This is a genomic window from Modestobacter sp. URMC 112 (assembly GCF_053502575.1).
Window position 1 is genome coordinate 555,459 of record NZ_CP199957.1, and the last position, 20,627, is coordinate 576,085.

Here is a 20,627-nt window from a genome sequence, read left to right on the forward strand (position 1 = left end):
CGCTCGCGGTGGGGGCAGGGGCCTGAGCCCGCCTTCCCGGATCAGTCGCTGACGGACTCCTGGAGGCACTGCTCGTACGCGGCCTGGTCGCCGGTCTGCTCGAAGTCCGTGAGGCAGTCACCGGCGGTCTGGACGAAGAACACGGTCGCGGCGAGGACGGCGATGCCCAGCAGCAGGCCCAGCACGCCGGTGACCAGGCCGGTGATCGCCATGCCGCGGTTGTCCGCCTGGCGGGCCTTGACCCGGCGCAGCCCGAGGACGCCGAACACGATCGCCAGCAGGCCCAGGACGATGCCGGGCACCCCGGCGAAGAAGGCCGCCGGCAGGGACAGGATGCCCAGCACCAGCGCGGCGATCCCGAAGCCGTTCTTCTTCGGCTGCCCGTACTGGCCCGGCTGGCCGTAGCCGCCCGGGGCCTGCGGGTAGCCCTGCTGCTGGTCCCACGGCTGCCCCGGCTGGGAGTAGCCCTGCTGCGGCTGACCCTGCTGCGGGTAGCCCTGCTGCGGCTGACCCTGCTGCGGGTAGCCCTGCTGGGGCTGACCCTGCTGCGGGTAGCCCTGCTGCGGGTAGCCCTGCTGGGGCTGTCCGGGCTGGTACGAGCCGGCCTGCTGGTCGTGGTCCGGCCGCGGCTGGTCCCACGGGGACCGTGCCGGCTCGGAGGAGGCGCCGGACGGCGGCTCGGGCCTCCGGTCGCCGGGGCGGTCGGGGTCCGTCGGGTTTCCTGGCGTCGTCACGGCCCGGAGCGTAGGGCCTGCCGGCCCCCAGGGCGGGCCGCATCGCCGGGACGGTGCGGCGGTGCAGCAGCTCACGGCCGCGGTGCTCGCTGCGGGCATGCCGATGGCCGATGATCGCGGTGGTCCACCGCGACCCCCGGAGGAGTGGCATGACGTCAGGCCCGCAGGATCCGCAGCACGGCCGGCCGGAAGGGCAGCCCCACGGCCAGCAGCCGCCGTACGGGCAGCAGTCCCCGTACGGACAGCAGTCCCCGTACGGACAGCAGTCCCCGTACGGACAGCAGTCCCAGTACGGCCAGCCCCCGTACGGCCAGCAGCCCCAGTACGGCCAGCCCCCGTACGGCCAGCCGCCGTACGGGCAGTCCCCGTACGGCCAGCCGGGATGGTCCCCCTACCCGTCGGCGCCCGGCTACGGGCAGCAGGTCGCCAGCATCGAGCCGACGCCGCGGCCTCGGACGGTGACCGCGGGGCTCGCCGCCCTCGTGGCCCAGGCCCTGATCAGCCTGGTGGCCACGGCCGTGGGGTTCGCCGACCTGGACTCCGTCGTGGACCAGGCGACCGTGGACGCCGGGCTGGAGGAGGACTTCTCCGGGATGGCGCGCACCTTCGCGATCGTGGGCCTGGTGCTCACCCTGCTGTGGGCGGCGTTCTACCTGGGGATGGTCTGGGCCGCCTGGAAGGGCCACAACTGGGCCCGGATCGTCCTCTGGGTCTTCGGCGGTCTCGGCCTGCTCTTCGGGCTGCTGGGGCTCATCGCCAGCTCGGGTGTGCTCGCCGTCCTCGGCGTGCTGCAGCTTCTGCTGCTCGCCGCCGGTGTCGTGCTCCTCGCCCTGCGGCCGTCCAACGAGTGGTACCGGTCGGAGTCCCGCCGCCGCCAGGGCTGGACCGCCTGAGCCGGCCCCGACCCGTACTCAGCCGCCGGCGGACCCCGAGCGGGTCCAGCCGGCGGTCGTGGGGGCCAGCAGGCTGCTCACCGCGCCGACGCACAGGACCAGCAGCAGCAGCGAGCTGACGGTGATGCCGCCGACGCCGACGCTCAGCCACACGGTGAGCAGCACCAGCAGCCCGCAGCCGACCACCCCGGTCCACCGGGCCCAGCCGTGCCGGCGGGACAGGAACAGGGCCGACACCGCCGCCAGCACGCCGAGCAGCAGGCCCTGGCCGACGTTGAGCAGCACCAGCCGCTCGCCGTCGGCCCGGGTCGCGCCCGGCTGGGCGCGCAGGTACTGCTCCACACGCCGTCCCGGCCGCCCCAGGTCAACAGGGCGCTGGCCAGCAGCAAGCCACCGACGACGGCGAGCAGGGCGACGGAGACGCGCACCGAGGCGGGCATCCCCGGCCGTCCCGCGGCGGGTGCGGCGGGTGGCTCGGCGGGTCGCGACGCGCTCATGCGTGCAGCGTGGCACGACCGCCCGGCGGAGGGTGTCGACAGGTTGTGTGGCGTGTTACAGAAACGTGATCAACCAAAACCGGGTGTGAGCGCGAAGACAGTGCATGACCGACACCGAGCAGGGCGCAGCCCCCAGCGCAGCACCGGCGGCTCCGCCGGCCGCCGGCGCCCGGGCACCCCGCCGGCTGCTGGCCGCCCTGGCCGGCGTGATCTCCGCCGCCGTGGCCCTCGGGGCGGCAGAGCTGGTCGCCGGCTTCATCGGTCCGGCGTCCAGCCCGGTCATCGCCGTCGGCAACGCCGCCATCCCGCTGACCCCCGAGCCGGTCAAGGCCTTCGCCATCGCGACCTTCGGCGAGGCCGACAAGATCGCCCTCGTCGTCGGCACCCTCCTCGTCATCGCGCTCTACGCGGTGGCCGTGGGCCTGATCGGGCTGCGCAACCGCCCGCTCGGCTACGCCGGGATCGCCGTCTTCGGGATCGTCGGGTTCGTCGCGGCGGTCACCCGGCCGGCCGGCGGCCTGGCCGACGGCATCCCCTCGCTGGTCGGTGCGATGGCCGGGATCGTCGCGCTCGGCGCGCTGCTCGCCGCGCTCACCGCGCGGACCGCCCGTCCTGCGCCGGCGTCCGGCACCGCCGCCGGGACGGACCCGGCCGAGGACGACGGCCGGTCGGCCGACGACCGGGTGCTGGGCCGGCTGCGCGAGGTGCTCGCCGCGGGGGACCGGAACGGGTCCACCGTCGACCGCCGGCGCTTCCTGGTCACCAGCGGGGTCGCCGTCGGGGCGGCCGCGGTGACCGGGGGCGGCGGACGGCTGCTGCAGCGGCGCTTCGCCGTCGCCGGCGAGCGCGCCGACCTGGCGCTGCCCGTGCCGTCCTCGCCCGCCGCCGCACTGCCCGCCGGCGCCGACCTCGCCGAGCGCGTGCCCGGGCTGACGCCGCTGTTCACCCCCAACGCGGACTTCTACCGGGTGGACACCGCCATCACCGTCCCCCAGCTCCGCCCGTCGGAGTACTCGCTGACCCTGCGCGGGATGTTCGACGACCCGCGGTCGTTCACCCTCGCCGAGCTCTTCGAGCGCGACGACCTCATCGAGCGCGACATCACCCTCACCTGCGTGTCCAACGAGGTCGGCGGCACGCTGGCCAGCACCGCCCGCTGGATCGGCGTCCCGCTCGGCGACTTCCTGCGTGAGGCCGGCGTCCAGTCCGGCTCGGACCAGCTGGTGTGCCGGTCCAGCGACGGCATGACGATCGGCGCGCCCACCCGGTCGGCCCTCGACGTCGAGGACGCGATGCTCGCGATCGGGATGAACGGCGAGCCACTGCCGGTCGCCAACGGCTTCCCGGTCCGGATGCTGATCCCCGGCCTGTACGGCTACGTCTCGGCGTGCAAGTGGCTGACCGGCATCGAGGCCACCACCTACGACGCCTTCGACGCCTACTGGACCGAACGCGACTGGGCGACCGACGGCCCGATCAAGGTCTTCTCGCGGATCGACACCCCTGTGCCGCTGCGCCAGATCCCCGCCGGCCGGCAGGCCGTCGCCGGGGTCGCCTGGGCCCAGACCCGCGGCATCGCCCGGGTCGAGGTCAAGGTGGACGACGCCGACTTCGTCGACGCCGAGCTCGCCCCCGAGGTGGACGCCGACCTGTGGCGCCAGTGGGTGCTGCCCGTCGACCTGCCTCCCGGCCAGCACCAGCTCACCGTCCGTGCCACCGACCGCGCCGGCACGGTGCAGACCGACCAGCGCGCGGCGCCGTTCCCGAACGGCGCCAGTGGCTGGCACTCCATCCGGGTCATCGCGACCTGACCGACCGGGTGCCGCCTGCCGGCACCCCCCACGCTCGTCGACGGCCACCGGCCGGCGGCGCTGCCCGGGCCATCGGCCCGGGTCCCACCCCGCGACTGTCGTCGCACGAGAACACATGGGAGAAACGCCATGACCACCCCCCGCCTCTACCGCAGCGTCGTCCTGGCCGCCGTGTCCGGTCTCGCCCTCACCATGACCGCCTGTGGTGGTGCCGAGGAGTCGACCTCGACCGCCAGCAGCCCGGAGGCGAGCAGCAGCTCGTCGTCGTCGTCCGCCCCGGAGAGCACCACGGCCGCCCCGGCGTCCGACGAGCCCTTCGGCGCCGGCTGCTCGGCCGTCCCCGCCGACGGTGAGGGCAGCTTCGACGGCATGACCGACGACCCGGTCGCCACCGCCGCCAGCAACAACCCGGTGCTGTCCACGCTGGTCCAGGCCGTGACCGCCGCCAACCTGGTGGACACGCTGAACACCACCCAGGACATCACCGTGCTGGCCCCGGCCAACCCGGCTTTCGAGGCCGTCCCGGCCGACGCCCTGAACGCGCTGCTGGCCGACACCGCGCAGCTGACCACCGTGCTGACGTCCCACGTCATCCCGGGCCGGCTGACCCCGGAGGAGCTGGCCGGTGAGCACGCGACCGTGGCCGGTGGCACGGTGACCATCGAGGGCTCCGGTGAGGACTTCACCCTCGCCGCCGACCAGACGGTGCTGGGCAGCGCGCCGGCCTCGGTGATCTGCGGCAACGTGCAGACCGCGAACGCGACGGTCTACATCATCGACCAGGTCCTGGCTCCCGCCACCTCCTGAGGAAGGACCCCCCTGCCCCCCACCGCTCGCACGCTCGCGGCGGGGCCCTGCAGGGGGCCTGACCCGCACGGCAGGGCCGTCGTCCGCACCCGGACGGCGGCCCTGCCGCGTTCGGTGCGACCGCGCCCGGAGCGCTGCGTAGGGTCTGCCGGCATGCAGAAGGACGCCCTCCCCGCCCACCCCTCGTCCTCCGGGGCGGGCCCCTGGGACGGGACCGCGCACCCCGACCGCGACCGGCTGCGCGAGTTGATCGTGGAACTCGCCGTGGTCCACGGGAAGGTGACGCTCTCCTCCGGCCGGGAGGCCGACTGGTACATCGACATGCGCCGGCTGACGCTGCACCACGAGGGCGCCCCGCTGGTCGGCCGGGTGATGCGCCAGCTCACCGGCGACCTGGTCTACGACGTCGTCGGCGGGCTCACCCTGGGTGCCGACCCGGTGGCCACCGCGATGCTGCACGCCGCGGCGGCCGGCGAGGGCTTCCTGGACGCCTGCGTGGTCCGCAAGGAGGGCAAGGCGCACGGCCTGCAGCGGCGGATCGAGGGCCCGGACGTCGCCGGTCGCGCCGTGCTCGTCGTCGAGGACGTCTCCACCACCGGGGGCAGCCCGCTCACCGCCGCCGAGGCCCTGCAGGAGGCGGGCGCGGAGGTGATCGCCGTGGCGGTGATCGTCGACCGCGGTGGCCGGGAGGCGGTCGAAGCGGCCGGCTTCGAGTACCGCGCGGCGTTCGACCTGGCCGACCTCGACCTCTAGACAGGGTCTCGACCAGGCGGTCTCCGACGTACGGTCACCGGGTGACCACCCTCACGACGACGTGGGTCCGGGAGCTGCAGGACGCGCTCGGGCGCGAGAGCGTGCTGACCGACCCCGAGGTGACCGCGTCCTACGCGCGCGACCAGGCGATGCTGGCCGAGGCCGGCGTGCCGGCCGCCGTGGCGCTCCCGCGCAGCACCGACGAGGTGGTCGCGGTGATGCGGGTCGCGTCCCGGCACGGGGTGCCGGTGGTGCCGCGCGGCGCCGGCTCCGGGCTGGTCGGCGGGGCCAACGCGACCGACGGCTGCATCACCCTGGTGCTCACCCGGATGGACGCCGTCCTGGAGGTGGCGCCCGCCGACCGGCTCGCCGTCGTCCAGGCCGGCGTGGTGAACAAGACGCTGCGGGACGCCGTCCGCGGCTCCGGGCTGTTCTACCCACCGGACCCGGCCAGCTACGACTGGTGCACCATCGGCGGCAACCTGGCGGTGAACTCCGGCGGGCTGTGCTGCGTGAAGTACGGCGTCACCACCGACTACGTGCTCGGCCTGGAGGTCGTGCTCGCCGACGGGCGGGTGCTGCGCACCGGCCGGCGGACGGTCAAGGGCGTCGCCGGCTACGACCTGGCCCGGCTCTTCGTCGGCTCCGAGGGCACGCTGGGCGTGATCACCGAGGCGACGCTGGCGCTGCGGCCCTCCCCGCCGCCACCCATCACCCTGGTGGCCAGCTTCGGCACCTCGGCGCAGACCGGGCAGGTCGTCGAGCGGGTGGTCACCAGCGGCCTGGTGCCCAGCATGCTCGAGGTGATGGATCGCACCTGCATCCGCGCGGTCGACGACCTGATGCGGGCCGACCTGGACCGGGACGCCCAGGCGCTGCTGCTGGCCCAGTCCGACAGCGGGGGCGAGGCGGCGGTGGCCGAGATCGCCGCGCTCACCCGGATCTGCGAGGAGGCGGGGGCGGACTTCGTGCACTCCACCGACGACCCCGCCGAGGGCGACCTGCTGCTCACCGCGCGGCGGATGGCGCTGCCGGCGCTGGAGCGGCTGGGCAGCAGCCTGCTGCTCGACGACGTCGCCGTCCCGCGCTCCCGGGTCGCCACCTTCATCGACGGCTGCGACGCCATCGCGGCCGGGTCCGGCCTGGTCATCGGCGTGGTCGGGCACGCCGGCGACGGCAACATGCACCCGACGGTGGTCTTCGACGCCGCCGATCCCGACCAGCGCACCCGGGCCTTCGCCGCGTTCGACGCGATCCTCGAGCTCGGGCTCTCGTTGGGTGGGACGGTCACCGGCGAGCACGGCGTGGGGACGGTGAAGGCCGAGTGGCTGGAGCGGGAGATCGGCCCGGTGTCCCTGTCGGTGCACCAGGCGGTCAAGGACGCCCTGGACCCCGCCGGGCTGCTCAACCCCGGCAAGATGTTCCGGCGGGCGCACCGCGGGGACCTCGGGGCGCTCGGCGCCCTGGCGCGTCCCTGACCGGTCCGGTGGGGTCCCGGCGGCGGAAAGCGCGCCCCGGGGACCACACCGGCGGAGGGCGGCCGCGATACTGACGTCCAGCAGAGCAGCTGACCCCGACGCCAGGAGTGCACGCATGCCCATCGCGACCCCCGAGGTCTACGCCGACATGATCAGCCGGGCGAAGGAGGGCGGCTTCGCCTACCCGGCCATCAACTGCACGTCCTCGGAGACCATCAACGCGGCGCTGCGCGGCTTCGCCGACGCCGGCAGTGACGGCATCATCCAGTTCTCCACCGGCGGCGCGGAGTTCGGCGCCGGCACCCGGGTCAAGGACATGGTCACCGGTGCGGTCGCGCTGGCCGAGTTCGCCCACGTCGTCGCGGAGCGCTACCCGGTGCAGGTCGCGCTGCACACCGACCACTGCCCGAAGGACAAGCTGGACTCCTACGTCCGTCCGCTGATCGCCATCTCCCAGGACCGCGTGGACGCCGGCCAGGCACCGCTGTTCCAGTCGCACATGTGGGACGGGTCGGCGGTGGAGCTCACAGAGAACCTGGACATCGCCTCCGAGCTCATCGAGAAGTGCGCGTCGGCGAAGATCGTCCTCGAGGTCGAGATCGGCGTCGTCGGCGGCGAGGAGGACGGCGTCGCCCACGAGATCAACGAGAAGCTCTACACCGCCGACGGCGACTTCGTCCGCACCGCGCAGGCCATCGGGCTGGGGGAGCAGGGCGTGTACCTGCTGGCCGCCACCTTCGGCAACGTGCACGGCGTCTACAAGCCAGGCAACGTCAAGCTCCGCCCCGAGGTGCTCAAGCGCGGGCAGGAGGTCGTCGCCCAGGAGTTCGGTCTCGGGGACGGCACCAAGCCGTTCAACCTGGTCTTCCACGGCGGCTCGGGCTCGGCCCTGGAGGAGATCCGCGAGGCGCTGTCCTACGGCGTCGTGAAGATGAACGTCGACACCGACACCCAGTACGCCTTTACCCGGCCGATCACCGACCACATGTTCAAGAACTACGACGGCGTGCTCAAGATCGACGGCGAGGTCGGCATCAAGAAGACCTACGACCCGCGCACCTACATGAAGCTCGCCGAGGCCGGCATGGCCGACCGGGTCGTGCGGGCCTGCGAGGACCTGCTGTCCGCCGGCCAGTCCCAGGCGGGCTGACCGTGACGCACGCGCACCACAACCTGCTCGGGGAGCCGCCGGCGACCCGGCTGCCGGGCGACCCGGCCGCCGACGACGCGCTCGCCGCCGGCACCGACCCGGCCGAGGTGGCCGCGGCGCACCCCACGTCCAGTGCCGCCTGGGCCGCCCTCGCCGAGGGCGCGCTGGAGGGGGGCCGGACGATCGAGGCCTACGCCTACGCCCGCACCGGCTACCACCGGGGCCTGGACGCCCTGCGCCGCAACGGCTGGAAGGGCTTTGGCCCGGTCCCCTGGTCGCACGAGGCCAACCGCGGCTTCCTCCGCTGCGTCACCGTGCTGGCCGCGGCCTCGGAGCGGATCGGTGAGGTCGCCGAGACCGAGCGCCTGCACCAGCTGCTGCGTGACTGCGATCCGGCGCTGGGGAGATGACCGCGGTCGCATGATCGTCATCGAGATGCCGTTGTGACCAAGAGTCACTACGGTCGCTCCACTGGGCGCCATCACGGCGCCCCACGTAGGAAGGGATCACCGTGGCGACTCTGCTCTGGATCCTGGCCGTCGTCCTCGTCATCGCTGGCATCTTCGCCATCCTGCGTAAGCAGGTGTTGTGGGGTGTCGTCCTCATCATCGTCGGTCTGCTCGTCGGGCCGGGCGGGGTGAGCATCTTCACGAGATGACGGCGAGCCCCCCGTCGCCGGCTCTCCCCGGCCGGTGACGGAGGGCTCAGCGCTGCGTCAGCGGTCCCCGCGGGCGTTGCGCAGTGTGACGGTGAGCCGGGACAGCTCGTCGCCCCCGGCCACCAGCCGGGTGAGGTCGTCGGCGTCCACGTCGTCCCGGGTCAGGTCCCCGGCCACCCGCCCATGGGCCAGCAGCAGGAAGCGGTCGCCCACCAGGTGGGCGTGCTGCGGGCTGTGCGTCACAAAGACGACGGCCAGACCCTGGTCCCGGGCGGTCACCACCGACTGCAGCACCACGCTGCGCTGGGCCAGCGTCATCGGTGTCGTCGGCTCGTCGATGACCAGCACCCGGGCACCGAAGTGCAGGGCGCGGGCGATCGCCAGGCTCTGCCGCTCCCCGGGCTGCAGGGCGCTCGCCGGCTGGTCCGGGTCCAGCCCGACGACCCCGACCCGGGCCATCGCCTGGGTGGTCACCTCGCAGGCCGTGGCCACGTCGAGCCGGCGCAGCGGCCACACCCCGCGGGTGGGCTCGGCGCCCAGGAAGAAGTTCCGCCACACCGACATCAGCGGGGCGATGGCCAGGTCCTGCCAGAGCGTGGCGATGCCCTGGGCCCGCGCCTGGCCCGGGGAGCGGAACCGCACGGGCCGGCCGGCCACGGACAGCTCCCCCTCGCTGTGCCGCTGCAGCCCGGACAGCACCGCGACCAGGGTCGACTTGCCCGACCCGTTCTCGCCCAGCACGCAGCACACCTCGCCGGCGTCGAGCCGGAGGGACACCCGGGACAGCGCCGGGACGCTGCCGAAGGCGACGGTCAGGTCCCGCAGGACCAGCAGCGGCTGTCCCGCCGGGGGTGCGGTGGTCACGAGCGTGGCACCGCCCGCAGCCGGCGCCGGACCACGCCGTTGGCGAGCAGCGCGACCAGCAGCAGCACGCCCAGGAACGCCTGGAACCACCAGCTCTCCCACCCCGACCGCGCGATCCCCTCGCGCGCCACCGCGTAGACCAGTGCGCCGAGCGACGCGCCGATCGTCGACCCGTACCCGCCGGTCAGCAGGCAGCCGCCGATCACGGCGACCACCAGGAAGTCGATCTCGCTGCCCAGGTCCGGGCTGACCTGCACGCCGCCCAGCCGGACCAGGCCGAGGGTGCCGATGAGCCACCCGGCGGCCGCGGTGCCGAGGAACAGCAGCACCGTCGTCCGCGCGACCGGCACGCCCAGCTCCCGGGCGGCCTGCCCGGCGCCGCCGCTGGCGAAGACCGCGTTGCCGAACCGGGTGCGCCACAGCTGCCAGGTGGTCAGTGCCGCGGCTGCCAGCCACCAGAGCAGGGAGACGCGGAACCGTCCGTCACCGAGCACGACGGTGGCGTCGAACAGCCACTCGGCCGACCGCCACCCGGTCGAGTAGGCCAGGCCGCTGACCCGCGAGGAGCCGGCAGCGGCGGAGGCCAGCGCCAGCGACCCGCCCTGCAGCACCAGGAAGGTGGCCAGGGTGACCAGGAAGCTGGGCAGACCGGTGGCCACCACCAGCAGGCCGTTGACCGCGCCGACGGCCAGCGCGGCGACCAGGGACAGCGCCAGCGCCGCCCAGATCGGCAGGCCGGCACGGGTGACCAGGACGGCGGTGACCAGGCTGCTGCCGACCGAGACCACCCCGATCGACAGGTCGAACTGGCCGCCGACCAGCAGCATCGCCACCGCCACGGCGCCGATCCCCAGCGGTGCGGCGACGTCGAGCACCGTGGCCAGCCCGCCGGACGTCAGCAGGTCCGGCGCGCGCACCCCGAACACCACGACGACGACGACCAGGCCCACCAGGGCCCCGGCGCTGGGTCGCGCCAGCAGCCGGTCCAGCAGACGGCGGTCACCCGGTCGCACGCCGACGGGCGGCGCCGAGGCGCGGGACAGCGGCGCGGCCTTCACCGGAGGGGATCGGCCGGGCGACGGGACGAGGGCAGCAGGGGCCTCCTCGGTCTCAGACGGGTGCCCCAGTGTCCACGACACCGGTGACGCGACAGCAGCCGGTGGTGGGCCGTGTCATGGGGGGCAGCGGGGTCCTTCGACTTCGTCAAGGGCGCAGGCGCCAGCGGACCCGGTCGTCGGCGTACCAGGTCCACCGGGTGACCTCCCGGTCGAAGGGCACGCCGTCGCGGAGCACCCGCGCCGGGGCGCACGCCACCTGCAGCGCCCGGCCGCTGGTGCGCCGCACCGGCCGCAGGGGCTGGAGCAGCACCGCCACCGAGATGGTGTCGACCCGGGTCCAGTCCGGGCGGACGTCGATCCGGGTCACCGGGCCGTCGGCCACCCGGACGGCGTCGTGGTGGGCCTGCGCGCCGAACCGCCGGCCCAGCGCCGGCACCAGCCGCCGTCCGGACGGGGTCTGCGCGGCCTCGACGCGGCCGGCGTGCAGCAGCACCCCTCCGTGGTCGTCCCGGACCAGGGGCAGCTCTCGCTCGACGCCCTCGCCGAGGCCCAGCGACCGGGCGAGCCCGGTCGAGGCGGCGTCGTCCGCGGGCTCCCAGCCGACCGGTACCGCGGGCAGCCGGTCGGTGCGCCACAACCGGGCCAGGACGGCGGCCAGCGCCTGCACCGGCCCCTGGACGACCAGCTCACCGGCCTCGTCCACCACCGAGGCGACGTGCCGCTTCGAGGGGCCCTGGCCCGGGGCGAGGCCGCGCAGGTCGAACCGTCGTGCGGGCATGCCGATACCCTGCCATCTGGCCTGTCCGGTGCCCTGCCGTGCGGAGCACACCAGCGAAGCGAGGAGAGCACCCCGATGCCGGCAGTCGTGCTGATCGGTGCCCAGTGGGGCGACGAGGGCAAGGGCAAGGCCACAGACCTGCTCGGTGGCCGGGTGCCGTACGTGGTGCGCTACCAGGGCGGCAACAACGCCGGACACACGGTGATCACCCCGGACGGGGAGCGGTACGCGCTGCACCTCATCCCCTCGGGGATCCTCACGCCGGGCTGCACCCCGGTCATCGGCAACGGCGTCGTCGTCGACCCGCAGGTGCTGATCGGGGAGCTCGCCGGGCTCGAGGAGCGCGGCGTGGACACCTCGCGGCTGGTGATCTCCTCCGACGCGCACCTGATCATGCCGCACCACCGGGCGCTGGACCGGGTGTCCGAGCGGTTCCTCGGCAAGCGCAAGATCGGCACCACCGGCCGCGGCATCGGCCCGGCCTACGGCGACAAGGTCGCCCGGGTCGGCATCCGCGCCCAGGACCTGCTCGACCTGTCGATCCTCCGGCAGAAGCTGGAGGGGACCCTCCAGGAGAAGAACCAGGTCCTGGTCAAGGTCTACAACCGCAAGGCGATCGACGTCGACGAGGTGGTGGAGGAGTACGCCGGCTACGCCGAGGCGCTCAAGCACCGGATCGTGGACACCCGGCTGCTGCTCGGCAAGGCCCTGGACGCCGGCGAGTGGGTGCTGCTGGAGGGCTCGCAGGGCACCCTGCTCGACGTCGACCACGGCACCTATCCGTTCGTGACGTCGTCCAACCCGACCGCCGGCGGGGCCGCCGTCGGCGCCGGGGTCGGGCCCACCCGGATCGAGCGGGTGGTCGGGATCCTCAAGGCCTACACGACCCGGGTCGGGTCCGGGCCGTTCCCCACCGAGCTGCACGACCAGTGGGGCGAGTACCTGCGCAAGCACGGCGGCGAGGTCGGCGTGACCACCGGCCGGGACCGGCGCTGCGGCTGGTTCGACGCCGTCGTCGCCCGCTACGCCAGCCGGGTCAACGGCATCACCGACTACTTCCTCACCAAGCTCGACGTGCTCTCCGGGCTGGCCACCGTGCCGATCTGCGTCGCCTACGAGGTCGACGGCGTGCGGCACGACGAGATGCCGATGACCCAGACCGAGTTCCACCACGCCACCCCGGTGTACGAGGAGATGCCGGGCTGGTCCGAGGACATCACCGGCTGCCGGCGGTTCGAGGAGCTGCCGGCCAACGCGCAGGCCTACGTGCGCCGGGTGGAGGAGCTCTCCGGCGCGCGGGTCAGCGTCATCGGCGTCGGCCCCGGCCGCGACGAGAACGTCGTGGTCCGCTCCCTCATTTGACGTCCTTCGGACGTCACCGCGGCCAGGTGCCGTCCCGGCCGGCGTGGAGCCGCTTCGTGGTCCGACGCCGGGGAGCCTCCGGCCCCCGCGCCGTCGGACCACAGTCGTCCTCCGGACGACGGCCCGGGTCACCTCGGGAGGTCGGCTCCTGCCGTGGTCACCTCGGGGGGTCGGCTCCTGCCGTGGTCACCTCGGGCGTCGGCCTACCGGCTAGCGGCGGGAGGGGACCAGGGCTGCGGCGGCGGCCAGCTCCGAGCGGGCGCGGACGGCGACCTCCGGGGCGTCGGTGATGACCCCGTCGATGCCCAGGGCGAACAGCAGCCGGGACTCGGTCTGCAGGTCGCCGTGCGCCGCCGGGTCGGTCCCACGCCGCAGGTGCAGCGGCAGGAACGCGTTCTCCGGGCGCAGCGTCCACGAGTAGACCGCCAGCCCCGCCCGGTGCGCCTGGCCGATGAGCTCGGAGACACCGGTCAGGGAGTCGTCCTCGCCGCGCAGCAGGATCCGGCGCTTGCCGGGGCCGATCGCCTCGGCGTAGGTGGAGACCTCCCGGAGCCCGGCCGGGGTGACCAGGCCGTCGTGCCGCGGCTTGTCGCTGATCAGCTGGACCTGCTCGGGGCCGCGCGGGCCGAGGTCGGCCCGCAGCGCCCGCAGCGCCGCCGAGTCGAAGGTCTGCACGACGACGGGCCCGTCCGGCCCGGCCGCACCGAGCCGGCGCAGCTCCGCCGCGACCAGCTCGGTCATCGGCAGCCCCTGGGCGGCCCACCAGCTCGGGTACTTCAGCTCCGCCTGCACCCGCACCTGCCGGGTGCGGGTCGACCGGCGGCGCGCCAGCGAGACCACCTCGCCGAGGGTCAGGATCCCGTAGCGCCCGTCGTAGGCGGTGTTCAGCGGGCGCAGCGCGGGCATCCGCTCGACCGCCCGCAGGGTGCGCAGCTCGGCGAGGGTGAAGTCCTCGGTGAACCAGCCGGTCATCTCCTTGTCGTCGACCTCCTGCGTGCGCCGGCGTGCGGCGAACTCGGGACGGTCAGCGACGTCGGTGCTCAGCGACAGCTCGTTCTCGTGCCGTGCGATCAGGACGCCGTCCCTGCTGAGGACGATGTCCGGCTCGATGCGCTCGGCACCGAGGTCGAGGGCCAGCTCGTAGCTGGCCACGGTGTGCTCAGGTCGGTAGCTGGGTGCACCGCGGTGGCCGATGACCACCTGGCGCTGATCGGAACGGGAGGGATGCACGGCCTGCAGGCCGGTCTGGTGCATGGGTCCAGTCCAACTCAGGTGGATGACCGACGGGCGAACGCGCGCCGACGTGGAACTGACAATGCAGAGGACAACCGCCTCACCTGCACCTCATCATGCCAGGTGTGACAGATCTCTCAGCGGCAGGCCCGCGCGGCGGCGTCCCGGAGGCCGTGCCCAGCGGGTGCGTGGCGGCCCGGGTGACCCGGGTCGACCGGGACCGGTTGACCGTGCTGGACGGCGACGGGGAACGCTGGGTCCGCCGGTCGGCGGCCCTGCACGACGACTCCGGGATGGGCGCGCCGGCGGTCGGTGACTGGGTGGCGGTCCGGGGCGAGCGGGTGGTCGCCGTGCTGCCCCGGCGGACGGCGTTCGTGCGGACCGCCGCCGGGCGCGGGTCGGCGGCCCAGGTGGTCGCCGCCAACGTGGACGTCGTCCTGGTGGTGGACTCGCTGGTGGGGGAGGCGCGGCTGCGCCGGGTGGAGCGCTATCTGGCGGTGGCCTGGGCCAGCGGCGCCACGCCGGTCGTGGTGCTCACCAAGGCCGACCTGTGCGGCGACGTGCCGGCGGCTGTCGCCCAGGTCGCCGAGGACGCGATCGGCGCCGACGTGCTGGCGGTGAGCGCGCTGACCGGGGAGGGGCTGGCCGACCTGTCCGCCCGGCTCGCCCCGGGCTGCACCGCCGCCATGGTCGGGCCCTCCGGGGTGGGCAAGTCCAGCCTGGCCAACGCACTGGCCGGCACGCCGGTCGCGGCCACCGCGGCCATCCGGGGCGACGGCCGAGGGCGGCACACCACGACCGCCCGGCAGCTGATCGCGCTGCCCGGCGGGGCCCTGCTGGTCGACACCCCGGGGATGCGGGAGCTGGCGCTGACCGGCGGGGACGGGCTGGACGCCGCCTACGCCGACGTCGCCGGGCTGGCCGCGGACTGCCGGTTCCGCGACTGCGCGCACCGCACCGAGCCCGGCTGCGCGGTCGCCGCCGCCATCGACGACGGCGTGCTCGACCCGGCCCGGCTGCTGGCCTGGCGCAAGCTGCAGGCCGAGGCGCACCGGCAGGAGCTGCGGGCCGACGCCCGCGCCCGGTCGCTGGAGCACGCCCGCCTCCGGGCCCGCAGCCGGCAGTTGCGCGACCAGCCCAGCCGCCCCCGCCGCTGACCAGCCCCGTCCAGGGCACCGCCGCGAGCGGGCGAGTGGCCGGGGGCAGGGGGGTCCTTCCCGGGGAGGACGGGGTCCTCCGACGGTAGGTTCAGCGGGTGCGCGTGCTCGTGATCGGCTCCGGTGCCCGGGAGCACGCCCTGTGCGTGGCGCTCCAGTCCGACCCCGCGGTCACCGCGCTGGCCTGTGCGCCCGGGAACGCCGGCACCGCCGCGCTCGCCGAGGCCCGGCCGCTCGACGTCGCCGACCCGGTCGCGGTGGCCGCCCTGGCCGTGGACTGGTCGGCCGACCTGGTGGTGGTCGGCCCGGAGCTGCCGCTGGTCGCCGGGGCCGCCGACGCCGTCCGGGACGCCGGGATCGCCTGCTTCGGCCCCTCGGCGCAGGCCGCCCAGCTCGAGGGGTCCAAGGCCTTCGCCAAGCACGTCATGACCGCGGCCGGGGTGCCGACCGCCCGCGCCTGGCCGGTGGGCGGCCCCGCGGAGCTGGAGACCGCGCTGGACGAGGTGGCCGCGCTGACCGGCGGCGCGCCCTACGTGGTGAAGGACGACGGCCTGGCCGCCGGCAAGGGGGTGGTGGTCACCCCCGACCGGGCCGCCGCCGTCGCGCACGGGCACGCGGTGCTGGACGCCGGCCACTCGGTGCTGGTCGAGGAGTTCCTCGACGGTCCCGAGGTGTCGCTGTTCGCCCTGTCGGACGGGACGACGGTCGTGCCGCTGATTCCCGCCCAGGACGCCAAGCGCCGCGACGACGGCGACGGGGGCCCCAACACCGGCGGCATGGGCGCCTACGCGCCGCTGCCCTGGGCGCCGGCCGGGCTGGTCGACGAGGTCCTGGCCGGCGTCCTGCAGCCCACCGTGAGCGAGATGGCGCGCCGCGGCGAGCCGTTCGCCGGGCTGCTCTACGCCGGCCTGGCGCTCACCTCGCGTGGGGTGCGGGTCGTGGAGTTCAACGCCCGCTTCGGCGACCCGGAGACCGAGGTCGTGCTGCCGCTGCTGGAGACGCCGCTGGCCGGGCTGCTGCACGCCGCCGCCACCGGGACCCTCGCCGACCAGCCGCCGTTGCGCTGGCGGGACGGCGCCGCGGTGACCGTCGTCGTCGCCGCGCCCGGCTACCCCGAGCGCCCCCGCACCGGCGACCCGGTCACCGGCGCCGACGCCCCCGGTGTGCTGCACGCCGGCACCACGGTCGGTCCGGACGGCGAGGTCCGGTCCTCCGGCGGGCGGGTCCTCGCGGTCACCGCCACCGGCCCGGACCTGGCCGCCGCCCGGCAGGCCGCCTACGAGCGGGTCGCCGCCGTCCGGCTCGCCGACGCGCACTGGCGCACCGACATCGCCCTGGCCGCCGTCGAGGGCCGCATCTGGTGACGTGATGGAGCGGCCTCCCTGAAGGGGCCCGCGGGGGCCCCCTCGCAAGGCCCCGGCCCGAGCGGAGCGAGGGCTGGGGGGCGAGGGGGTCCTTCCTCAGCGGGTGTCGACCAGCCGGCGCGCCCGGCGGGTGTCCGGTTGCGGTGGGCGCGGGCCCTCGTTGCGCCGGGACAGGTAGGTCCCGGCCACGTTGCCGCAGGCGATCACCGGGACGGCGATCAGCGCGCCGAAGATGCCGCCGACCAGCAGCCCGGCGGCGATGCCGAGGACGACCGCCAGCGGGTGCACCGACACCGCCCGGCCCAGCAGCAGCGGCTGCAGCACGTGGCCCTCCAGCTGCATGACCACGACGATGATCCCCAGCGCGATCAGCGCCCGCACCGGGCCCACCGCCACCAGGGTGACCAGCACGGACACCGTGCCGGCCAGGAACGACCCGATGATCGGGACGAACGCGCCCAGGAAGACCAGCGCGGCCAGCGGCACCACCAGCGGCGTGCCGAGGAACAGCAGCCCGACCCCGATGAACACCGCGTCGAAGGCGGCCACGGCGATCGTCGCCCGCACGTAGGAGATGAGCGTGCGCCACGAGCGGCGAGCCGCTTCGTCCAGGTAGGCCTGGGAGTTCGTCGGCGCCAGCCCGACCAGCCACAGCCAGATCTGCCGGCCGTCGAGCAGGAAGAAGAACAGCGTGAACAGCGTCAGCACCAGGCCGGTGAGCACCTCGCCGACCGTGGCCGCGGTCGTGACCGCGCCGCTGGTCAGCGCCTCCTGGTTGTCCACGATGGCGGTCTGCGCACTCTCCAGGCCGTCGTCGATCTGGGCCTGGGAGATGGGGAAGGTTCGGACGGCGAGGTCCCGGATCTGGGTCAGCCCCTGCCCCACCTGGTCGGCCAGGTCGGCGTAGCCGTTGATGAACTCCTCGACGACCAGCGTGATGATGCCGGCGACGACCCCGACCCCGACGACGAGCATCGTCAGCGCGGCGAGGGACGACGGCCATCCCCGCCGCCGCAGCCAGGCGGCGCCGGGCTGCAGCAGCGCGGCGAGCAGCAGCGCCACGATCACCGGGACGATGACCACGGCGACGTACCCGGCAGCCCGCAGCAGCAGGTAGAGGGCGACCACGACGACGACGGCCCGCCACGACCAGGCCGCCGCCACCCGCAGCCCCACGGGCACGTCGTCCTCGGCCGGCCGGGGTCGCTCGGGCGCGAGGAGGCTGCCCCGGCTGCGGTCCCGACCGGGGGCCGGCGGTGGGCCGCCGGGCTTCGGTGGCCCGCTAATCCCGCCGCGGACGTCGACGTCGGGGGCGTGCGCGGCCGGTGAGCCCGGCGGGTGGTCCTGGGGGGCGCTGCCGTCGGGCGGGGCGCTGCCGTCGGGCGGGGCGCTGCTGTTGGGCGGGGTGCTGCTGTCGGGCGGGGCGCCGGACCCGGCGGTGCGGTCGGCCGGGGCCCCGGTCACCCGGGTGAGGACCGGGCCGGAGCCGTCCGACCCCGGGCCGTCCGGTGGGCCGGGGTCGGGCTCGAGGTGGCCGTGCCGCTCGTCGTCCATCACCAGGACCACGCGGGTGTCGGACCAGTTGTCCGGCCAGGCGTGCGGGTCGTGCTGCTCCGCGGCCCGGATGCGGGCGCGGGCCCGATCCAGCACCCGACCGGCGCGCTGCCACATCGACGTCCTCCGCTGCTCGGTCGAGGGGATGGGAGCCGGGTGCAGGCGATGCGGGAGGATGACCCCGTGAAGCGATTCGCTGACCAGTTCCAGGGTGTACCCGCATGATCGACCGCTACACCCTCCCGGAGATGGGCCGGGTCTGGAGCGACGCGCACAAGTACGCGCTGTGGTGCCGGGTGGAGACGCTGGTCCTGGAGGCGCACGCCGCGGCGGGCCGGGTCCCCGCCGACGTTGTCGACCCGGTGCGCGACGCTCCGCCGCCCACGCCGGAGCGGGTGGCCGAGATCGAGGAGACGACCCAGCACGACGTCATCGCCTTCCTGACCGCCTGGGCCGACAACACCGAGCCGCGGTCGGCCGCGGCCTACGTGCACCACGGGATGACCTCCTCGGACCTGCTGGACACCGCGCTGGCCGTGCAGCTCACCGACGCGACGGACGTGCTGCTGGCCAAGGCCGACCGGCTGGTCGCGGCGTTGCGCGACCACGGGCTGGCGCACCGGCACACGCTCAAGGTCGGCCGCACCCACGGCGTGCACGCCGAGCCCGACGTCTGGGGCCACCGGGTCGCCGACCTGGCCTTCGCCGCCGCCCGGTCCCGGGACCGGCTGCGGGCGGCCCGCTCCTCGGTCGGGGTCGTCGCCATCTCCGGGGCGGTCGGCACCTACTCGCTGATCGACCCGTCGGTGGAGGTCACCGTCGCCGAGGCGCTGGGCCTGCGCCCGGCCGACGCGTCCACCCAGGTCGTCCTCCGGGACGGCATCAGCGAGTGGGTGTCCTCGCTGGCGATCCTGGCCACCGTGTGCGAGGCGGTCGCGCTGGAGGTCCGGCACGGTCAGCGCACCGAGGTGCGGGAGCTGTCCGAGGCGTTCGGCTCGGGCCAGAAGGGCTCGAGCGCGATGCCGCACAAGAAGAACCCGATCCGGTCCGAGCGGATCGCCGGGCTGGCCCGGGTGGTGCGGGCGGCGGTCGTGCCGGTCATGGAGGGCATCCCCCTCTGGCACGAGCGCGACATCTCGCACTCCTCGACCGAGCGGGTGTTCCTGCCCGACGCCGCGATCACCACCGACTACCTGCTGGACCTGACCGCGGGGCTGGTCGAGGACCTGGTGGTCGACGTGGACCGGATGCGCGCCAACCTGGACTCGACCGGCGGCCTGATCTACACCTCGTCGGTGCTGCTGGAGCTGGTCGAGGCGGGGATGGGCCGGGAGCAGGCGTATGCACTGGTGCAGTCCGCGGCGATGGCGACCTGGCAGGGCGGCACGCCGTTCCGGGAGACGCTCCGGGCCCGGGCGGCCGAGGACGGCGTGGCCCTCGACGAGGCGCGGCTGGACGAGATCTGCCGGCCCGAGCGCTACGTGCAGAACCTGAGCCCGCTGTTCGAGCGGCTGGCCGCGCTGTCGTGAGCGGACAGGAGCGTGAGCTGGCGACCCTGCCCCTGGTCGCCCGCGGCAAGGTGCGCGAGGTGTACGCGGTCGACGACGACCGGCTGCTCCTGGTGGCCAGCGACCGGATCTCCGCCTACGACGTCGTCCTGCCCACGCCGATCCCGGACAAGGGGCGGGTGCTCACCGCGCTGTCGGTCTGGTGGTTCGACCAGCTCACCCCGGTGCTCGAGGCGCACGGCGCCGGCCACCACCTGCTCAGCGCCGACGAGGTGCCCGACGAGGTGGCCGGGCGGGCGATGCTGGTGCGCCGGCTGGAGATGCTGCCGGTGGAGTGCGTGGCGCGCGGGTACCTGTCCGGGTCGGGGACCGTGGAGTACCGACGCACCGGCGCGATCCGGGACGTCGTCCTGCCGGCCGGCCTGGTCGAGGGGTCGCGGCTGCCGGAGCCGGTGTTCACGCCGTCCACCAAGGCCGACGTCGGGGAGCACGACGAGGCCATCACCTTCGCGCAGGTCGTCGACACCGTCGGGGAGGCGCGGGCCGGGGCGCTGCGGGAGCTCACCCTGGCGCTGTACCGGCGGGCCGCCGAGATCGCCGAGGGGGCGGGGATCGTGCTCGCCGACACGAAGTTCGAGTTCGGAGTCGGCGGAGGACCGGGGCTGGTGCTCGGCGACGAGGTGCTGACCCCGGACTCGTCGCGGTTCTGGCCGGCCGCCACCTGGTCGCCGGGGGCCGCGCAGCCCTCCTACGACAAGCAGTACGTCCGCGACTGGCTCACCGGATCGGGATGGGACCGGGTGTCCCCGCCGCCGGAGCTGCCCGAGGACGTCGTCGCGGCGACGCGGGAGCGCTACGTCACCGCCTACGAGCAGCTGACCGGCTCGACCTTCCGCTGAAGCGCACCCGGAGGCGGGGTCGGGCGCACGATCGACTCGTGGCCCGGCCGCAGGTCCGCACGACGCCTC

At 74.8% G+C, this 20,627-nt stretch carries 20 protein-coding genes; 13 read left to right on the forward strand and 7 right to left on the reverse strand.

The features are described from left to right. Nucleotides 1–41: 41 nt before the first annotated feature. Nucleotides 42–734, reverse strand: a complete 693-nt coding sequence (locus ACWIX6_RS02595) for a DUF4190 domain-containing protein (protein ID WP_448615292.1) — start codon at nucleotides 732–734, stop codon at nucleotides 42–44. Nucleotides 735–883: 149 nt separating this feature from the next. Here ACWIX6_RS02595 and ACWIX6_RS02600 point away from each other — a divergent pair, with 149 nt between their 5' ends. Further along, nucleotides 884–1,627: a DUF6264 family protein gene (locus tag ACWIX6_RS02600; RefSeq protein ID WP_448615293.1), complete on the forward strand. Its 744-nt coding sequence runs from the start codon at nucleotides 884–886 to the stop codon at nucleotides 1,625–1,627. Between the two features lie 18 nt (nucleotides 1,628–1,645). Here ACWIX6_RS02600 and ACWIX6_RS02605 read toward each other — a convergent pair whose 3' ends face one another. Then, on the reverse strand, nucleotides 1,646–1,969 hold the full coding sequence (locus ACWIX6_RS02605; protein ID WP_448615294.1) for a hypothetical protein: 324 nt from the start codon (nucleotides 1,967–1,969) through the stop codon (nucleotides 1,646–1,648). A gap of 259 nt (nucleotides 1,970–2,228) precedes the next feature. Here ACWIX6_RS02605 and ACWIX6_RS02610 point away from each other — a divergent pair, with 259 nt between their 5' ends. From ACWIX6_RS02610 to ACWIX6_RS02640, 7 genes are all read left to right on the forward strand, one after another. Further along, nucleotides 2,229–3,935, forward strand: a complete 1,707-nt coding sequence (locus ACWIX6_RS02610; RefSeq protein WP_448615295.1) for a molybdopterin-dependent oxidoreductase — start codon at nucleotides 2,229–2,231, stop codon at nucleotides 3,933–3,935. Between the two features lie 129 nt (nucleotides 3,936–4,064). Then, entirely contained in the window at nucleotides 4,065–4,742 is a 678-nt protein-coding gene (locus ACWIX6_RS02615) for a fasciclin domain-containing protein (protein WP_448615296.1), read from the forward strand. A gap of 153 nt (nucleotides 4,743–4,895) precedes the next feature. Continuing rightward, nucleotides 4,896–5,495 carry an orotate phosphoribosyltransferase gene (pyrE, locus tag ACWIX6_RS02620; protein WP_448615297.1) on the forward strand — a complete coding sequence of 200 codons (600 nt, stop codon included), beginning with the start codon at nucleotides 4,896–4,898 and terminating at the stop codon, nucleotides 5,493–5,495. Nucleotides 5,496–5,536: 41 nt separating this feature from the next. Beyond that, nucleotides 5,537–6,973, forward strand: coding sequence for an FAD-binding oxidoreductase (locus ACWIX6_RS02625; RefSeq protein ID WP_448615298.1), 1,437 nt, complete (start codon nucleotides 5,537–5,539; stop codon nucleotides 6,971–6,973). A gap of 115 nt (nucleotides 6,974–7,088) precedes the next feature. Next, a complete protein-coding gene (gene fbaA / locus ACWIX6_RS02630; protein ID WP_448615299.1) occupies nucleotides 7,089–8,123 on the forward strand; it encodes a class II fructose-bisphosphate aldolase in 1,035 nt (344 codons plus the stop codon). A 2-nt stretch (nucleotides 8,124–8,125) separates the two neighbouring features. Then, nucleotides 8,126–8,533, forward strand: a complete 408-nt coding sequence (locus ACWIX6_RS02635; RefSeq protein WP_448615300.1) for a DUF3151 domain-containing protein — start codon at nucleotides 8,126–8,128, stop codon at nucleotides 8,531–8,533. 101 nt (nucleotides 8,534–8,634) lie between these two features. Then, the gene (locus ACWIX6_RS02640; RefSeq protein WP_448615301.1) at nucleotides 8,635–8,781 is read left to right on the forward strand and encodes a GPGG-motif small membrane protein; all 147 of its coding nucleotides are present in this window, start codon (nucleotides 8,635–8,637) and stop codon (nucleotides 8,779–8,781) included. Nucleotides 8,782–8,838: 57 nt separating this feature from the next. Here the strand turns inward: ACWIX6_RS02640 and ACWIX6_RS02645 are convergent, their stop codons facing one another. The 3 genes from ACWIX6_RS02645 to ACWIX6_RS02655 all read right to left on the reverse strand — a co-directional run bounded on the left by ACWIX6_RS02645 (nucleotide 8,839) and on the right by ACWIX6_RS02655 (nucleotide 11,481). After that, nucleotides 8,839–9,645 carry an ATP-binding cassette domain-containing protein gene (locus ACWIX6_RS02645; RefSeq protein WP_448615302.1) on the reverse strand — a complete coding sequence of 269 codons (807 nt, stop codon included), beginning with the start codon at nucleotides 9,643–9,645 and terminating at the stop codon, nucleotides 8,839–8,841. After that, nucleotides 9,642–10,703, reverse strand: a complete 1,062-nt coding sequence (locus tag ACWIX6_RS02650) for an ABC transporter permease (protein WP_448615303.1) — start codon at nucleotides 10,701–10,703, stop codon at nucleotides 9,642–9,644. Before ACWIX6_RS02650 ends, ACWIX6_RS02645 begins: the two co-directional genes overlap by 4 nt. A 145-nt stretch (nucleotides 10,704–10,848) precedes the next feature. Beyond that, entirely contained in the window at nucleotides 10,849–11,481 is a 633-nt protein-coding gene (locus ACWIX6_RS02655) for a hypothetical protein (RefSeq protein ID WP_448615304.1), read from the reverse strand. A 75-nt stretch (nucleotides 11,482–11,556) separates the two neighbouring features. Here ACWIX6_RS02655 and ACWIX6_RS02660 point away from each other — a divergent pair, with 75 nt between their 5' ends. Then, entirely contained in the window at nucleotides 11,557–12,843 is a 1,287-nt protein-coding gene (locus ACWIX6_RS02660; protein ID WP_448615305.1) for an adenylosuccinate synthase, read from the forward strand. A gap of 210 nt (nucleotides 12,844–13,053) precedes the next feature. Here ACWIX6_RS02660 and ACWIX6_RS02665 read toward each other — a convergent pair whose 3' ends face one another. Continuing rightward, nucleotides 13,054–14,097, reverse strand: a complete 1,044-nt coding sequence (locus tag ACWIX6_RS02665) for a glycerophosphodiester phosphodiesterase family protein (protein WP_448615306.1) — start codon at nucleotides 14,095–14,097, stop codon at nucleotides 13,054–13,056. A 95-nt stretch (nucleotides 14,098–14,192) separates the two neighbouring features. Here ACWIX6_RS02665 and rsgA point away from each other — a divergent pair, with 95 nt between their 5' ends. After that, complete coding sequence (gene rsgA / locus ACWIX6_RS02670) at nucleotides 14,193–15,233, forward strand: ribosome small subunit-dependent GTPase A (protein WP_448615307.1); 1,041 nt, start codon at nucleotides 14,193–14,195, stop codon at nucleotides 15,231–15,233. 98 nt (nucleotides 15,234–15,331) lie between these two features. Continuing rightward, nucleotides 15,332–16,597, forward strand: a complete 1,266-nt coding sequence (gene purD, locus ACWIX6_RS02675) for a phosphoribosylamine--glycine ligase (protein WP_448615308.1) — start codon at nucleotides 15,332–15,334, stop codon at nucleotides 16,595–16,597. 96 nt (nucleotides 16,598–16,693) lie between these two features. Here purD and ACWIX6_RS02680 read toward each other — a convergent pair whose 3' ends face one another. After that, nucleotides 16,694–18,268 carry an AI-2E family transporter gene (locus ACWIX6_RS02680; RefSeq protein ID WP_448615309.1) on the reverse strand — a complete coding sequence of 525 codons (1,575 nt, stop codon included), beginning with the start codon at nucleotides 18,266–18,268 and terminating at the stop codon, nucleotides 16,694–16,696. A 104-nt stretch (nucleotides 18,269–18,372) separates the two neighbouring features. Between ACWIX6_RS02680 and purB the strand changes: the two genes are divergently transcribed. Both purB and ACWIX6_RS02690 read left to right on the forward strand, forming a co-directional pair. Next, nucleotides 18,373–19,680, forward strand: a complete 1,308-nt coding sequence (gene purB / locus ACWIX6_RS02685; RefSeq protein WP_448615310.1) for an adenylosuccinate lyase — start codon at nucleotides 18,373–18,375, stop codon at nucleotides 19,678–19,680. Then, nucleotides 19,677–20,558 carry a phosphoribosylaminoimidazolesuccinocarboxamide synthase gene (locus ACWIX6_RS02690; protein ID WP_448615311.1) on the forward strand — a complete coding sequence of 294 codons (882 nt, stop codon included), beginning with the start codon at nucleotides 19,677–19,679 and terminating at the stop codon, nucleotides 20,556–20,558. The genes purB and ACWIX6_RS02690 overlap by 4 nt, the downstream gene beginning before the upstream one ends. Nucleotides 20,559–20,627 lie beyond the last annotated feature (69 nt).

Bases quoted from the DNA above. Each gene is read 5' to 3' on its own strand.
- ACWIX6_RS02615 (WP_448615296.1), top strand. From the start codon at position 4,065: ATGACCACCCCCCGCCTCTACCGCAGCGTCGTCCTGGCCGCCGTGTCC.
- ACWIX6_RS02655 (WP_448615304.1), bottom strand. From the start codon at position 11,481: ATGCCCGCACGACGGTTCGACCTGCGCGGCCTCGCCCCGGGCCAGGGC.
- purB (WP_448615310.1), top strand. From the start codon at position 18,373: ATGATCGACCGCTACACCCTCCCGGAGATGGGCCGGGTCTGGAGCGAC.
- ACWIX6_RS02600 (WP_448615293.1), top strand. From the start codon at position 884: ATGACGTCAGGCCCGCAGGATCCGCAGCACGGCCGGCCGGAAGGGCAG.
- pyrE (WP_448615297.1), top strand. From the start codon at position 4,896: ATGCAGAAGGACGCCCTCCCCGCCCACCCCTCGTCCTCCGGGGCGGGC.
- rsgA (WP_448615307.1), top strand. From the start codon at position 14,193: ATGCCAGGTGTGACAGATCTCTCAGCGGCAGGCCCGCGCGGCGGCGTC.
- ACWIX6_RS02680 (WP_448615309.1), bottom strand. From the start codon at position 18,268: ATGTGGCAGCGCGCCGGTCGGGTGCTGGATCGGGCCCGCGCCCGCATC.
- fbaA (WP_448615299.1), top strand. From the start codon at position 7,089: ATGCCCATCGCGACCCCCGAGGTCTACGCCGACATGATCAGCCGGGCG.
- ACWIX6_RS02665 (WP_448615306.1), bottom strand. From the start codon at position 14,097: ATGCACCAGACCGGCCTGCAGGCCGTGCATCCCTCCCGTTCCGATCAG.
- ACWIX6_RS02660 (WP_448615305.1), top strand. From the start codon at position 11,557: ATGCCGGCAGTCGTGCTGATCGGTGCCCAGTGGGGCGACGAGGGCAAG.
- ACWIX6_RS02610 (WP_448615295.1), top strand. From the start codon at position 2,229: ATGACCGACACCGAGCAGGGCGCAGCCCCCAGCGCAGCACCGGCGGCT.